The organism is Stenotrophomonas sp. 93052_Sma, from assembly GCF_056481145.1.
Map to the genome: position 1 here is coordinate 3,734,553 of NZ_CM151134.1, position 14,811 is coordinate 3,749,363.

11 protein-coding genes and 1 pseudogene are annotated in these 14,811 nt (G+C 61.1%); 6 read left to right on the forward strand and 6 right to left on the reverse strand.

All coding sequences use genetic code 11. The features are described from left to right. Positions 1 to 102: 102 nt before the first annotated feature. The 5 genes and pseudogenes from ACZK2V_RS17550 to ACZK2V_RS17570 all read right to left on the reverse strand — a co-directional run bounded on the left by ACZK2V_RS17550 (position 103) and on the right by ACZK2V_RS17570 (position 7,303). Positions 103 to 357 carry an EexN family lipoprotein gene (locus ACZK2V_RS17550; protein ID WP_024718240.1) on the reverse strand — a complete coding sequence of 85 codons (255 nt, stop codon included), beginning with the start codon at positions 355 to 357 and terminating at the stop codon, positions 103 to 105. Positions 358 to 359: 2 nt separating this feature from the next. Further along, positions 360 to 1,304: a LysR family transcriptional regulator gene (locus ACZK2V_RS17555; RefSeq protein WP_004350822.1), complete on the reverse strand. Its 945-nt coding sequence runs from the start codon at positions 1,302 to 1,304 to the stop codon at positions 360 to 362. A gap of 14 nt (positions 1,305 to 1,318) precedes the next feature. Further along, a complete protein-coding gene (locus ACZK2V_RS17560; RefSeq protein ID WP_230965739.1) occupies positions 1,319 to 2,941 on the reverse strand; it encodes an efflux transporter outer membrane subunit in 1,623 nt (540 codons plus the stop codon). Further along, positions 2,913 to 6,081 (reverse strand): annotated as a pseudogene (locus ACZK2V_RS17565) (efflux RND transporter permease subunit). The gene ACZK2V_RS17560 and the pseudogene ACZK2V_RS17565 overlap by 29 nt, the downstream one beginning before the upstream one ends. 19 nt (positions 6,082 to 6,100) lie before the next feature. After that, positions 6,101 to 7,303, reverse strand: a complete 1,203-nt coding sequence (locus ACZK2V_RS17570; protein ID WP_008294933.1) for an efflux RND transporter periplasmic adaptor subunit — start codon at positions 7,301 to 7,303, stop codon at positions 6,101 to 6,103. A 141-nt stretch (positions 7,304 to 7,444) separates the two neighbouring features. Here ACZK2V_RS17570 and ACZK2V_RS17575 point away from each other — a divergent pair, with 141 nt between their 5' ends. From ACZK2V_RS17575 to ACZK2V_RS17600, 6 genes are all read left to right on the forward strand, one after another. After that, on the forward strand, positions 7,445 to 8,050 hold the full coding sequence (locus ACZK2V_RS17575) for a TetR/AcrR family transcriptional regulator (protein ID WP_023047514.1): 606 nt from the start codon (positions 7,445 to 7,447) through the stop codon (positions 8,048 to 8,050). Positions 8,051 to 8,113: 63 nt separating this feature from the next. Next, a complete protein-coding gene (locus ACZK2V_RS17580; RefSeq protein WP_009586987.1) occupies positions 8,114 to 9,148 on the forward strand; it encodes a permease in 1,035 nt (344 codons plus the stop codon). Between the two features lie 12 nt (positions 9,149 to 9,160). Continuing rightward, positions 9,161 to 10,438, forward strand: coding sequence for an ISL3 family transposase (locus ACZK2V_RS17585; protein WP_022960607.1), 1,278 nt, complete (start codon positions 9,161 to 9,163; stop codon positions 10,436 to 10,438). 140 nt (positions 10,439 to 10,578) lie between these two features. Further along, positions 10,579 to 11,319 (forward strand): LLM class flavin-dependent oxidoreductase, encoded by a 741-nt coding sequence (locus ACZK2V_RS17590; RefSeq protein WP_021204041.1) that lies wholly within the window; start codon positions 10,579 to 10,581, stop codon positions 11,317 to 11,319. Next, positions 11,303 to 12,190, forward strand: coding sequence for a sugar phosphate isomerase/epimerase family protein (locus ACZK2V_RS17595; RefSeq protein WP_004350834.1), 888 nt, complete (start codon positions 11,303 to 11,305; stop codon positions 12,188 to 12,190). The genes ACZK2V_RS17590 and ACZK2V_RS17595 overlap by 17 nt, the downstream gene beginning before the upstream one ends. A 3-nt stretch (positions 12,191 to 12,193) precedes the next feature. Next, entirely contained in the window at positions 12,194 to 12,712 is a 519-nt protein-coding gene (locus tag ACZK2V_RS17600) for a flavin reductase family protein (protein WP_004350836.1), read from the forward strand. Between the two features lie 83 nt (positions 12,713 to 12,795). Here ACZK2V_RS17600 and ACZK2V_RS17605 read toward each other — a convergent pair whose 3' ends face one another. Continuing rightward, positions 12,796 to 14,790 carry a relaxase/mobilization nuclease domain-containing protein gene (locus tag ACZK2V_RS17605; RefSeq protein WP_022960609.1) on the reverse strand — a complete coding sequence of 665 codons (1,995 nt, stop codon included), beginning with the start codon at positions 14,788 to 14,790 and terminating at the stop codon, positions 12,796 to 12,798. Between the last annotated feature and the right edge of the window lie 21 nt (positions 14,791 to 14,811).

Below are 14,811 nucleotides of genomic sequence, written 5' to 3' on the forward strand. Positions count from 1 at the left end.
ATGGTGTCATGCAGAGGCGAAACCAGTAAAAACGCCGCAGGCGTGAGCGCGCGGCGGCGTGTCGAGAAAGAAAAATCAAGATTCGCGGCAGAAAGCCAACAATCAGAACTTCGGCGGCGTGTAGGGCGTGTTTCCATAGCCAAAGAAGCGCTTGTTCGTCGCCTCGGCCACCCGGTTGCACAGCACGTCTCCCATCGTCGGGCGTTCGGTCTTGCACTGGCGGCGCAGCTCCCTCAGGCGCGCAGGATCTGCGACCAGCTCTTCCACGGTCGGTACATTGGTTGCCTGTTTCGGTGTTTCGGACTGGCCGCAAGCGGACAGCGCGGCGACCAACAGGAATGGGGCGATCTGCTTCATGGTCATGACTCGACTTCCTCTTGGGAATCGGGTTCAAGGGGGGGCGTGGCTCTGATGCCGTCCGGCGATTCGATGGCCTGCACACGCTCGATAAAGCGTGACAGCACGTCCGAGGATCCACCTTCCCGGTGCAGCACATAAGTGGTCAGCATGGGTGAGCGACCCGCCAGCGGCCGAGCCACAATCCCAGGCTCACGGCTGCCTGCGATATGCGGCGCTCCGGCTAGGCCCAGCGCAAAGCCCGCCGACACTAACGCCATCATCAAATCGCACGAAGCCACACGTTCGGCAATCAGCGGCTCCATATCTATCCGGCGCAGTACGCGCTCGACTTGGCGAGCATGGCCTTCGCATACGTGCGGATCGCACAACACCAGCGGATAGCGCAGCACTTCTTCCAGCGGGATGCGCTTGTGCTTCAAAAGCGGATGACGTGCAGGAACCGCCACCATCAGCGCATCGCTCCAAACGGCTTCGGCAGTGATGCCTTCTCCAACTTCATCGGACTGGGCAAAGCCCACGTCGTAAAGGTCGTCATGCAGTCCCTTGATCTGCTGCGACAAGGGTACCTCGAACAGGCGAATCTCGACTTCGGGTTCTTCCTGCCGACACAGCGCCAGCAAGGACGGCAGGCGCGAGGGCGTGATGCCGTCGGACAGTGCGATACGCAACTGACCGTGGAAGCCGTTGGTGGCTGCATTCACGCTATCGCGCGCCTGCTGCAAGGCGGTGAAGATGCGCGGCACATGCTCCAGAAACAGCTTGCCCGCCCGTGTCAGCCGCGTGCTGCGGCTGGTACGAATGAACAACTGTTCGCCCAGGCTCTCCTCCAGCTCCTTGATAGTGCGCGACAGCGGTGACTGCTCGATGTGCAGCCTCTCCGCCGCGCGGGCGAAATGTAGTTCTTCGGCGACAGCGAGAAAGCAGCGTAAGTGTCGAATCTCCATTTCGCCTCCTGTTGTCAGTACAAAGGCCGTTTGAGAGTCGCAGCGTTGTAGCCGCTCATCTCACCGAGTTCATCCAGTTCAGGCCTGTCGCCGCTTTTGTGGCGCTGCGCGACTGCCTCGCCCTGCGGTCCGGGCAAGGCGTGTGACCAGCCGCCGGCCAGCGTCTTGTAGACCGCCACCAACGCCGTCGCCCTGCGGGTGGCGCTTTGTGCCAGCAAGTCTTCGGACTCCAAGCGTGAACGTTCGGCCTCCAGCACATCCAAAACATGGATGGCGCCGCCCTCAAATTGCAGGCGAGCCGTCTTGGCTGCCCGGCGGCTGGCCTCGGTCGCCTGTACCAGCATGGCGTACTCGGTCTGCGCGCGCGATAGGCGTACCAGCGCGTTCTCGGTTTCTTCCATGGCGCGCAGCACCGTGCGCTCGTATACCGCCAAGTTTTCGGCAGTGGCTGAATTGGCCGCCGCGATGCGCGACCGCACCCGGCCCACGTCTAGGAAGGAACCACCCACACCGAGCGAGATCATTCGCGTTTCACTATCACGCTCGAACAACGAACCAAAGCCCAACGCCTGCGTGCCGATCAGCCCTCCCAACGTAAAGCGAGGGAACAGGTCTGCCATGGCTACGCCGATACGCGCAGTGGCCGCAGCCAGCCTACGTTCTGCCGCAGCCACATCGGGACGGCGACGCAGTAGATCGCCCGGTGCACCGGCGTTGATCTGGGCGGGCAGCTCAGGCAAGGCTGCGGGGTGATCCAGCACTTCGGCCATCGCCGCAGGCGTGCGGCCAGTGAGCACGGCAATGCGGTGGGCGGCCACAGCAGCCTCAGCTTCAAGCGGCGGAATGCGCGAGCGTGTCAGCGCCAATTGCGTGCGGGCGCGGTCGGCATCGAACGACGTGCCCCGGCCGTTCTCGAACAAGACCTCGATCAGCCGCAGCGTATCGGCTTGGTTGATTTCGTTGTCCCGCGCGACCTGTAATTGCACTTGCAAGCCGCGCAAGCGGAAATAGGCGTCGGTCAACTCGGCCACCATAGCCACTTGTACGCCCGCCAGGTCGGCTGCGCTGGCCTCGGTCTCGGCGCGCTGCGATTCCACGCTGCGCCGCACTCGGCCAAAGAAGTCCAATTCCCAGATCACGGATAGGCCAGCCGAATGCAGATCGTTATCCCGGTCGGAGCGGGACGCATCCGGTGCTTGTGCAGCACTGGCGCGCTGGGTACTGATTTCACCGGACGCGCCCAGCGTCGGATAGTAGTCTTGGCGACGTTCGCGCGACAGTGCGCTGGCTTGCTCGTAGCGCGACAGTGCTATGCGGATGTCGTGATTGGCGTGAAGAGCATTCTCCACCAAAGAGTGCAGCACCGGGTCATCCAGTTCCCGCCAGAATTGCGCATCGGCCTCCGGTACAAGCTGGGACACGGCAACGGGGTCTTGGCGGGCATACGTCACTGCCTGGGGCGCGGCAGGTGCCTTGTAATTCGGCCCTACTGCGCAAGCTGCCAGCGTCAACGCCACCAAAGGGAGCAGTACCAGATGTGGCATCCGACGTAGGCATGGTCGGATGCGGGATGGCGTTTGAAGCATGACGGAATCAGTCCTTGTGGAGTCAGACATGGGTGGCCTCCATGGCGACATTTGCCTGGCGACGTGGCTTGCGCGTCGCGAGCCTGCGTAACGCGACGTAGAAAACAGGAGTCAGGAATAAACCGAACAAGGTCACGCCGAGCATGCCGGCGAACACAGTCACTCCCATAACCTGGCGAATCTCCGCGCCTGCGCCGGAACCGACCATCAGCGGCACCACGCCAGCGATGAAGGCGATGGAAGTCATGATGATCGGGCGCAGACGAAGGCGTGATGCCTCCAGCGCGGCATCGAGGATGCTGTGCCCCTTGCGCTCAAGTTCACGGGCGAACTCCACGATCAGAATGGCATTCTTGGAGGCCAGACCAATCAGCACTATCAAGCCAATCTGCACGAAAATGTTGCTGTCACCACCCGCGAGCCACACGCCCGTCATGGCCGACAACAGGCTCATGGGCACGATCAGGATGACGGCCAGCGGCAACGTCCAGCTTTCGTACAGTGCCGCCAGCACCAGGAAGACCAACAGTACCGCCAGCGGGAACACCACCAGCGCGGTATTGCTTTGCGTGACCTGCTGGTAGCTGAGGTCGGTCCACTCCAGTTGCATGCCTGGCGGCAGCACCTTGTCTGCAATGGATTGCACTTGCTGCAATGCCTGCGATGACGACACCAGACGCGGATCTGACTCACCAATCAGGTCGGCAGATGGATAGCCGTTGAAGCGGATGACGGGATCGGGGCCGAATGTCTTGCGCACGTCCACCATGCTGCCGATGGGCACCATGTCGCCATTGGCGTTGCGGGTGCGCAGTTTGACCACGTCCTCGACAGAACTGCGGAACGGTGCGTCCGCCTGAGCCATCACCCGGAAGGTGCGGCCAAAGCGCGTGAAGTCGTTGACATACGCCGAACCCAGGTACACTTGCAGCGTATCGAAAAGATCGGTCACGGCCACGCCCTGTGCCTTCGCCTTGGTGCGGTCCACTACGGCGTCAAGCTGCGGCACATTGGCCTGATAGGAACTGATCGGATATTGGAATCCCGGTTCTTGCGAGATGGCCGTCGCCAGCTCGGTGGTCGCCGTCTGCAATGCGGCATAGCCCTCACGGTTGCGATCCTGCACGTAAAGAGAGAACCCGGAACCCGCGCCCAGCCCCATGACAGGGGGCGGCATGATGGCAAAGGCCAGACCGTCCTGCTCCTGAGCGAAGCGCTCGTTCAACTGTTCCGCAATCTCGGTTGCAGTGTGCTTGCGCTCATTGATGGGCTTGAGTACGAAATACACTAGGCCGCTATTGGACGTGTTGGTCGACTGCAAGCCGTTCATGCCCGGGAACTGCACGGCGTTGTAGACGCCATCGGTCTTGAGCGCGATGTCGCTCACACGGCGGACCAGCGCTTCCGTGCGCTCCAGGGATGCACCCTCGGGTAGCTGGATGACACCGATGAGATACAGCTTGTCCTGCATGGGGATGAATCCGCCAGGGACGGCCTTGAACACAGCTCCCGTCGCCACCAGTAGCGCGATGTAGACGAGAAACACCGCACCACGCCGCCCGAGGATGCGCGACACGCTGTTTCCATAGCCATCCGCGCTGCGCAGGAAGAAACGGTTGAACGGCCGGAATATCCAGCCCAGACTGCGATCCAGCACCCGCGTGGGCAGGTCTGGCGCGGCACCATGCGGGCGAAGCAGGCGCGCGGCCAGCGCAGGCGACAGCGTCAGCGAGTTGATGGCCGAAATTACCGTGGAGATCGCAATGGTGACGGCGAACTGTTTGTAGAACTGCCCTGTCACGCCGGACAGGAATGCCATAGGCACGAATACCGAGCACAGCACCAGCGAGATGGCGACGATGGGGCCACTGACTTCGCGCATGGCCTGATGGGCCGCAGCCAGCGGCGCCAGCCCTTCGGCGATGTTGCGCTCGACGTTTTCCACCACCACGATCGCGTCGTCCACCACGATCCCGATGGCAAGCACGAGTCCAAAAAGCGTGAGCGTATTGATGGAAAAGCCCAGCATCAGCAGCACGGCGAAGGTGCCTACCACCGACACCGGCACGGCTAGCAGTGGGATGATGGAGGCACGCCAAGTCTGAAGGAACAAGATCACCACCAGCACCACCAGTCCGATGGCTTCCAGCAGAGTGTTGACGACCGCCTTGATCGACTGACGCACGAAGACAGTTGAGTCATACTCCACCGACCATTCCACTCCCTCGGGAAAGCGCTTGGCCAACTCGTCCATCTTCGCGCGGACTTGATCCGAGATTTCGATGGCATTGGCGCCCGGGGCTTCAAGGACAGAGATCGCGACAGCAGGCTTGTTGTTGAGCAACGACATCAGCGAGTAGCTGGATGCGTCCATTTCCACGCGCGCCACATCTCGCAGCCGGGTGACCTGACCCTGCGATCCGGTCTTGACGATGACGTCGCCGAACTCTTCTTCCGTCACCAGCCGGCCCTGCGCATTGATGGACAGGAGGAAGTCGCTTCCCGAGGGGTTGGGCGGCGCACCTAGGTTGACCGGCCGAGACCTGGACGTTCTGTTCGCGCACGGCTTCGACCACATCGCCGGCGGTCATACCCAGCGCCGCAATTTTGTCGGGGTCCAGCCATAAGCGCATGGCGTAGTCGCCAGAGCCGTAGATCTTGGCATCGCCCACCCCCTGGATGCGTGCCAACTCGTCGCGTACATGGAGCACGGCATAGTTGCGCAGGTACAGCGCGTCATAGCGATCGCCCGGCGAGCGCAACTGCACGACCAGCGTTTCGTTGTGGGACTGTTTGACGGTCACCACACCTTGCTGGCGCACCGCTTCGGGAAGACGCGGCTCTGCCTGGGCGACACGGTTCTGTACCTTGACCTGGGCGTCGTCGGGATCGGTGCCAGGACGGAAGGTGACGGTCAGCACCAACACGCCATCACTACCGGCCACGGACTTCATGTAGAGCATGTTTTCCACGCCGGTGATGGATGCCTCCAGTGGTGCGGCTACCGTGTCGGCGATTTCGCGCGGATTTGCGCCAGGATACGTGGCGCGAACCTGTACGCTGGGTGGCACGACTTCCGGGTACTCGCTGACGGGCAAGAGCGGGATCGCGATCAACCCAACCACGAAAATGATGATGGACAGCACGGCCGCAAAAATCGGCCTGTCCACGAAAAAGCGGGCAAAGTTCATGATGGCTGGCTCTCCGCGCTCATTCGCTCGCCTGGGCGATTTGTCGGCCTGCAGGCGCCATTTCAATGTCCTGGGCCGTCACTGGCATGCCGACAGAAACCTTCTGGATGCCGTTGACGATCACGCGGTCGCCGGGATTTAGACCTTCCTCGACGATGCGCAGGCCTTCGGCCTTGCGTCCCAGCGTGATGTCGCGGCGCTGGGCGGTGTTGTTCTCATCGATCACATACACGTACTTGCGGCTCTGGTCGGTCAGGATGGCCTTGTCGTCGATCAGCATGGCCTCGAAACTGCCGCTACCCGGCAGGCGCACTCGGGCATAGAGGCCCGGCGTAAGCAGGCCGTCGGGATTGACCAGGGTGGCGCGTGCGCGGATGGTGCCGGTGGCCGCATCGACACGGTTGTCCACGAAGTCCACGTTTCCGGCGTGTGGATAGCCGTTCTCGCCGACCAGGCCCACCTGCACCGGGATACTTTCGCTGCGCTGGTCGGGGCGCTCTCCGTTGCGAGCCATGTGGGCGTAGCGCAGATAGGTACGCTCGTCGCTATCAAAATGCACGTGCACCGGGTTCAGCGAGACTACGGTGGTCAGGATGCTGGCCTGGCCGTCAGCACTCACCAAGTTGCCTGCCGTGACCAGTGCACGTCCGGCGCGGCCTGTGATGGGCGAACGTACCTGGGTGAACGACAGATCCAACTTGGCGGTCTCGACTGCGGCTTGGGCGAACTGCACGTTGGCTTGGGCCTGATCGGCGGCGGCGTGGCGCTGCTCCAACTCCTCGGTGGAGGCTGCTTGCAACGAAGCCAGCTTTTGAGCACGGGCCGCTTCGCTACGTGCCAGTGCGGCCTGCGTGCGGGCGCGGGCCAAGTCTGCTTCCGCGCGAGCCAGAGCAGCACGGTAACTGCGAGCGTCAATCTCGAACAGCACGTCGCCACGTTTGACGATCTGGCCCTCTTCGTAATTGACCCTGTCGATGTAGCCACTCACACGTGGCCGCAGCGCAACGCTTTCCACCGCCTCGACGCGGCCATTGAACTCATCCCATAGGACGATCTTGCGCACCGACACAGGTGCCACGCTGACCGTGGGTGGAGGGGCGGCGACCGCGTCGGCGGCGTCGCTATTGCAGCCAGCTAGGGACAGCGCCAGCAAGCTCGCCGCAGCTAACGGCAAGGCGCGGCGCCAGGAAGGCAGGACCGCAAGGTAAGGCAATGTGCTCATTGTTTTCAGTCTCGAAGGGATGGCGAAACCCGGTTGATAAAATTTGACATACGTGACGTATGCCATTTATCATCCACTCATACGCAACGTATGTCAATCATTTACATACACTTCTTATGTGAAAAATCGGAGGACGACCTAATGGCACAAAAGCGTGCAGAGATGATTGAGGAAACGCGGGCCAAGCTCATCAGTGCCGCCCGCGCTGCGTTCGCAACCGTGGGATATGCGGACAGTTCAATGGATGAGCTGACGGCCCAAGCCGGACTGACGCGCGGAGCGCTCTATCACCACTTCGGTGGAAAGAAAGGGCTGCTGGAGGCGGTCATCGCCCAGATTGATGCAGAGATATCTGGCCGACTGGCCGTCATCGTCGAGGAGGCGGAGTCCACCTGGGACGGCTTCGTTCAGGAGTGCATTGGCTACATCAAGATGGCCGTCGAGCCCGAAGTCCAGCGGATCGTCCTGCTGGACGGGCCAGCGGTTCTGGGCGATCCCTCCCAGTGGCTCTGCCAGAACGTGTGCATCGTGAACACGCGCCGCAGCCTCCAGAAGTTGATCGAGGAGGCAGTCATACGCCCCGTCGATCCCCTGGCGACGGCCCGCCTGATAAACGGGGCGCTGCTGGGCGCATCGCTGTGGATCGCCAGCGCAGACGACCCACGCGCCGCTTCCGAAAAAGCCGTGCAGGGATTTCTTGTACTGGTGGCGGGCTTGCGGCGGGACACCTCTCCCGCGCAGCCGTAACAACCCAAAGGTGCCGACCGGCAGGCCGGACTCTTTGACCCAGAAATATAGGAGTAATATTGAATGTCATCTCAACTCCAAGACGCTCTAGGCATGTTCGCCTTTCTCGCTATCGAGCTATCGGTTTTATTCATTGGCATTAGCTTGCTGGTCGGAGTTCTTCAACGTCACATCCCACCATCCAAGGTGGAAGCGTTACTGACTTCCAGTGGGAAGCGAGGCTATTTTCTTGCTGCTGGTTTAGGAGCTATAACGCCCTTCTGTAGTTGCTCGACTATCCCCATGTTGAAAGGGTTGATTCGGGCACGGGCCGGTTTTGGGCCGATGATGGTGTTTCTTTTCTCATCTCCGTTGCTGAATCCTATCGTCGTCGGCCTGCTGGTTGCCACGTTTGGATGGACACTTACTGCTATCTATGTGCTCGCCGCTTTGGTGGTCGCGGTAGGTGCCGGATGGCTGCTTCACACGCTTGGCTTCGAGCGTTATGTGCGCCGGACGGCGACACAAGAGAGCAGTGGATGTAGTTCATCAGCAAGCCCGTGCAGTGCTACATCGACCGCATCGAGTTGCGGCACCAACAGCTGCGACACCACTCCGAAGACGGCTTCTTGCGGGGCTGATAGGAAGACAACAGTCTCTACGTCTAGCGAATGCTGTGACAGTCAACCCACTGTCACGGTTAAGAAAGAAGGGAAGTACAGTGGTGTGTGGCGGGAAGCTTGGTCGGACTTTATCGATGTGTTGCCTTACCTGCTCATCGGTATTGCGATTGGCAGCGTGATCTATGGTTTCATGCCCACTGACTTATTGGAGCAGTATGCAGGCCCAGATAATCCCTTTGCCATTCCAGTTGCCGCTGTCATCGGCGTGCCGTTGTATATTCGCGCTGAAGCCGTCATACCTCTGGCAGCGGCTCTGATGGCCAAAGGCGTGGGTGCCGGGACGGTGCTAGCGTTTATCATCGGCAGTGCCGGAGCCAGCCTGACTGAGCTCATTCTGTTGCGCTCTTTGTTCACGCTGAAGCTTTTAGCGGCGTTTTTAGCAGTCATTTTTGCTATGGCGATGATTGCCGGTTACGCCACCTACCTGTTTTTCTGATCAAGGCGGGAGATGATTAATTCGTTAAGCCTTCCTGGGTACCAGTTGGTGGATTCTGATGAGCAGAATGAAGACATACATTTTCGGCTTGAAGCACCTACACCAGTAGCCTGCGAGGGGTGCGGCGTGCAGGGTGAGTTCGTGCGGTTCGGCAAGCGTGACGTTCCCTATCGTGATCTGCCCATCCACGGCAAGCGGGTCACTCTCTGGGTGGTCCGCCGCCGATACACCTGCCGGGCCTGCAAGACAACATTCAGGCCCCAGCTACCGGAGATGGTGGACGGATTCCGTATGACACTGCGGCTGCATGAGTACGTGGAGAAGGAATCCTTCAACCACCCCTACACCTTTGTGGCGGCACAGACCGGCCTGGACGAGAAGACGGTGCGCGACATCTTCAACGCCCGCGCCGAGTTCCTGGGGCGCTGGCACCGCTTCGAGACGCCCCGCATCCTGGGCATTGACGAGCTATACCTGAACAAGCGCTACCGCTGCATTCTGACCAACATTGAGGAGCGAACCCTGCTCGACCTGCTGGCCACCCGCCGCCAGGACGTGGTGACCAACTACCTGATGAAGCTGAAAGACCGGCAGAAGGTCGAGATCGTCAGCATGGACATGTGGAACCCCTACCGGGCAGCGGTCAAGGCTGTGCTGCCCCAGGCCCGTATCGTGGTCGATAAGTTCCATGTGGTGCGCATGGCCAACGATGCCCTAGAGAGAGTGCGCAAGGGCCTCAGAAAGGAGCCGAAACCGTCCCAGAGCCGGACTCTCAAGGGAGACCGGAAAATCCTGCTGAAACGCGCTCACGAAGTCTCAGACCGGGAGCGCCTCATCATGGAGACCTGGACAGGCGCGTTCCCGCAACTGCTGGCCGCCTACGAGCACAAGGAGCGCTTCTACGGCATCTGGGACGCCACCACACGGCTCCAGGCAGAAGCCGCCCTGGACGAGTGGATAGCCACCATCCCGAAGGGCCAAAAGGAAGTCTGGAGCGATCTGGTCAGGGCAGTGGGAAACTGGCGCGAAGAGACCATGACCTACTTCGAGACGGACATGCCCGTCACCAACGCTTACACGGAGTCCATCAACCGACTGGCCAAGGACAAGAACCGTGAAGGGCGCGGTTACTCCTTCGAGGTGATGCGGGCACGAATGCTCTACACCACGAAGCACAAGAAGAAGGCACCGACTGCGAAGGTCTCTCCTTTCTACAAGAAAACCATCGGTTACGGACTGCCGGACTTCGCAGAGGAACTCAACTACGGAGTCGATCTATCAACCATCTGAGGGTGGTATCAGATTGATGGGGTGAAGGTGCCCCATCAACCATTAAATCCGTATACCCCAACCATTAAATCCGTATACCCGTATTTCTCAATGTCCCGTTTTTTGGCGACGTGGGTCACATCCATGACCTGTGGCCATTCATGGGCTACGTCACGGCACAGACGTCGCGCATCGCGCTCGCAACTGGCAGCGTCATCACCACTCTGCGTCATCCCTTGCTTGTGGCCAAAGCAGCAGCCTCGATCGACCGCTTGTCAAATCAGCGCCTGGTGCTAGGTATCGCCACGGGTGATCGGCCAACAGAGTTCCCGGCCTTCGGTCAGACAATGGATGCGCGAGCCACGTTGTTCCAAGAAGCATTGACTGTGTTGCGTCAAGCCTGGCGTGAGGACTTCCCGGAAATCTCCACGCCCCGAGTGAACTTGTCGGGTGCAGATACGCTGCCGAAACCGGCGTTGAGAGACATTCCCGTGATGGTGACTGGTCATTCACGCCAGTCGGTCGAATGGATTGCCGAGCATGGGGATGGCTGGCTTTACTATCCCCAAAATATCGCGCAGCAAGCCATGACAATCAAGAATTGGCGGTCGCTGACACCAAGATTCAAACCCTTCACGCAATCCTTCTATATTGACCTGTCGGAGAATCCCGATGAACCCCCGTCGCCCATCTTCCTCGGGTTTCGGGCTGGTCACCGATTCTTTACTGACTACTTCAGCCGCTTGCGCGATATTGGGGTTAATCATATTGGCCTCAACCTGAAATACGCGACACGTCCGGCGCATGAGATTGTTCAGGAACTTGGCGAGCATGTCGTACCGCACTTTCCGGCGCACGCTACTGCCCATTTGGAGGAGGCGCAGGATGCTGCACGGTCATAAAATTTTTGCCTGGGATCTCGCTTTTACTTCTTCGGCTGGTACCTATGCCTTCGATGTCCAATGCGAAATGCTGGCTGACATCGGTTATGACGGCCTGACCTATGCCGTCTGGTCAGGGAGCCGATGGGAAACCGCAAAGCGTCTATCCACCGTGAAAGATCGTTTCGGTTTGGAGGTCTTTAGCGTGTATGTGGTGATCGACCTGGATCAGGGCCCACAGCATCCCATCAACGCAGGACTCTTGCGGATGCTTGAGGAGATGGAAGGCGTGAAGGCTGTCAATCTTGGAATCAGGACGGCAGGCCACGGTTCAAATCATCGAAAGGCACCGGACGACAAGGTATTGCAGGACTTCCTTGGTCGGGCACTTGAGATTTGCGCACGGCGCGGAATTGACATCCTGCTGTATTTTCATCTGGGCTTCTGGATGGATCATTACTCCATTGCGGCACAGATCTGCTCGGTCGTGAACCATCCGAATCTCGGCATCGTGTTTCCAAGCTATCACTGGTATGGCTACGAAACCAATGCAGGCAGCCCGACGGAGGGCTATCAGGCAGTAGACCCGACGCCAGCGTTAATGGCGTCAACACCCTTCATGCGGGAATTGACTCTCAGCGGCGCAACCCGCAGCCCACTTGGCTGGAGTCGTATTGCCACTTTCGAGGCGCTCGATGCAGGAGAACTCGACAACTTCGCACTTCTTGGACTTGCCAAGTCGTTCGGTTATACCGGCCCCGTCGGCTATGACGGCACATTGGTCGGGGGGAATCCATACAGCACGCTCAAACGCTCCTATGACGCGATGGACGAGATGTTGGGTTTGCTGACAAAGCACCCTGGTTGGGCCAAGCGTGAAACGCACCCGTAACCTATGATTGAGCACACCTACATGTCCCAACACCCTTTGATTGCTGCCCAATTGAGGCAGGCGATGCGCGGCGTGGCCTCCACGGTGACGCTAATCACGTCGATCGCTCCCGATGGCCACGGACACGTAATGATCGCCAGTTCATTCACATCAGTCTCACTGGAGCCGCCCACGGTTCTAGTGTGCATTGGTCAGCAAACCCGTATCCATGGGCCGCTGCTGGCTGCTCGACGATTCTGCATCAATGTACTCCGCGCAGAACAGGAGGTACTTGCGGTGCACTGCCGTAGCGCCACGGGGACCGACCGTTTCGATCATGAAGCCTGGCGATTTGATGAAGTCAATGGGTTGCCCTATCTGCAAGGGGCGCAGGCTTCGCTGTTCTGTGAGCTGATTGAACACCATGCAGTCGGCACCCACTCGGTAATGCTGGCCAGTGTCGAGCGTGTGCTCACATCTGCATATGCCGATCCACTCGTCTATCTGGATGGCCGCTTCCGGGCCATAGATCCAACCCGTTGAAGATATGCAGCGAAGAATTTCACAACTGCCTCGGCATATCTCTAGACAGCCTGCCGGGTTATGTGGCTGAGACTCTTCGAGCATTAGCCAATGCCCATTCCCCGCTGCCGTCCGATTTCCCACGCCACGCCGCCACCGCTCACCGTCGCGGCAAGTTGCTGCCCCAGTCGCTGTTCAATCACCGGCTTCCACGGCACCAGACTGAACCCCATGCCGTCGTCTAGCATCGCGTAGCGCCCGCTGGCGAGCATGAGGCTGCGCCGGTAGATGCCAGCCACGCGCTGCCCGTCGGTGACGGGCCGATGCGCTAGGCCGATTTCGGCGGCAATATCCTTGGCGGCCTTTGCCAGTTCCCGATTCCGCAGCGTCCCCAGCAAGTTCCGGGCGAGGATCACCCGCTGCCCACGCCGCTGGGCCAGCCCCTGTTCTTCAAGGAAGTCGGCGCGCTGCTGCAAGGCTTCCTTCGTCTCGCCGCCAAAGCCCAGATCGCCCAGCCCCTTGCCGCCACCGATCAACTGCTGGTCCAGCCAGGTCGCGCCGATCACGCGGGCCTGCCGCTCGATGGGCAAGTGCGATTTCAGCTCCACCGCCACGCCGCCCAGGCGCTGTGCGTCGTTCTGGCGGCCACGTTCGGCCAGGTCGTCCGGCACCTTCCATAGTCCATCAGCCACACGTTCCACGATGCCGGCCCGGCGCAGGGCTTCCAGTCGGCGGACATGGGCCGCGACGACCTCCTGCGGGTCGCGGCCGGGCTTGGCTCGGCCTTGCTCGATCGCCAGGTGATGATCGGCGCGGTACAGGCCATCGCTCGCCAGCGCGGCGATGTTCTTGTCGGCCGCCCGCACCTCGTTGGAACCGCGTACCTCCACCACGGCTCCGGTGGGATAGTTCGCCAGCTCGTCGCGGGCGTTCAAAGCGACGTAGTGGGCCTTGCCGTCCACGCCGTCGATGACCAGATAGCCGCGGTCGTGCAGCTCGTCGGCCAGCCCCTTGCCGGCCACGCGGCCGACGATGGTGCGGCCGTCGTCGCCGGGCTCAAACACCGCCTGCTCGCGCGGCTGGCCGCTCATGGCGCGCTGCATGGTGCGGATGATGTCACCACGCTCGCCCAAGGCGCGCAAGGTCTTCTCCGCGTCGGCATGCACGGCCCAGGTGCCGGGCTGCGTCTCGTCAGCCAGGCCCAGGCGCTGCAAGCGTTGGAGTCGGCCGATCAGCAGCAGCCGCTGGCGTTGCAGGCGGGGCTCATTGAAGCGCTCGATCTGCACCCGGCCATCCTCGCCGGCCTCACGCTGCAATGTGCGGTCGAGGCTCGTCCACCGCTCCTGTTCCACCTCGCGCTGCAAGGTCTGCTGGATCTCCAGTTCGGTGCGCGGCCCCAGCCATTCCGTCGCCAGTTCGGCGGCGCGATGGCGGAAGCCGTGGGCGATGTAGTCGCCCGCGATGATGAGGTCTTTGCCGGTGTCGTCGCGCCCGCGCACGATCAGGTGGGTGTGCGGGTTGTCGGTGTTCCAGTGATCGACTGCCACCCAATCCAGCCGCGTCCCCAGATCGGCTTCCATGCGGTTCACAAGATGCCGGGTGTAGGTGCGCAGGTCGTCCAGCTCGGCCCCGTCCTCGGGCGAGACGATGAAGCGGAAATGGTGCCGGTCGTCGTTGGCCCGCTCCTTGAAGGCATCGAGGTCGGCATCGTCAATCTGCGGCCCGTAGGCCCGGCCCGGTTCGCCATCGCGGCCGGCGCCGTCGCGCTCGATGTAGCGCAGGTGCTTGGCGAGCGACTGCGGGCTGGCGTTGCGTTGATTGACCAGTAGGGTCTTGATGGTCACGCGCCGCGACATGGACGTCAGCTTCGCCCCGGCGAAGCGCGCCGCCGTATGGCCGCGCCCCAGGCGCGAGCCGGGCCGCTGGCCGGCGCGTGCGCCGCTGCCGCCGGCTGCGGAATGGCGCATCGAGGACTTGCCGCCGCTGGCCTTGCCCGCCTGCTTGAGTACCTTGGAAACGAAGCTCTGGCCCTGGCCTTTGCCCCGGTTCTTCGGGGCGCTCGGACGCACCCGGAAATCGTCGTCGCGGCGGGCGGTCATGGCTGCGCTCCCTGCAAGCTC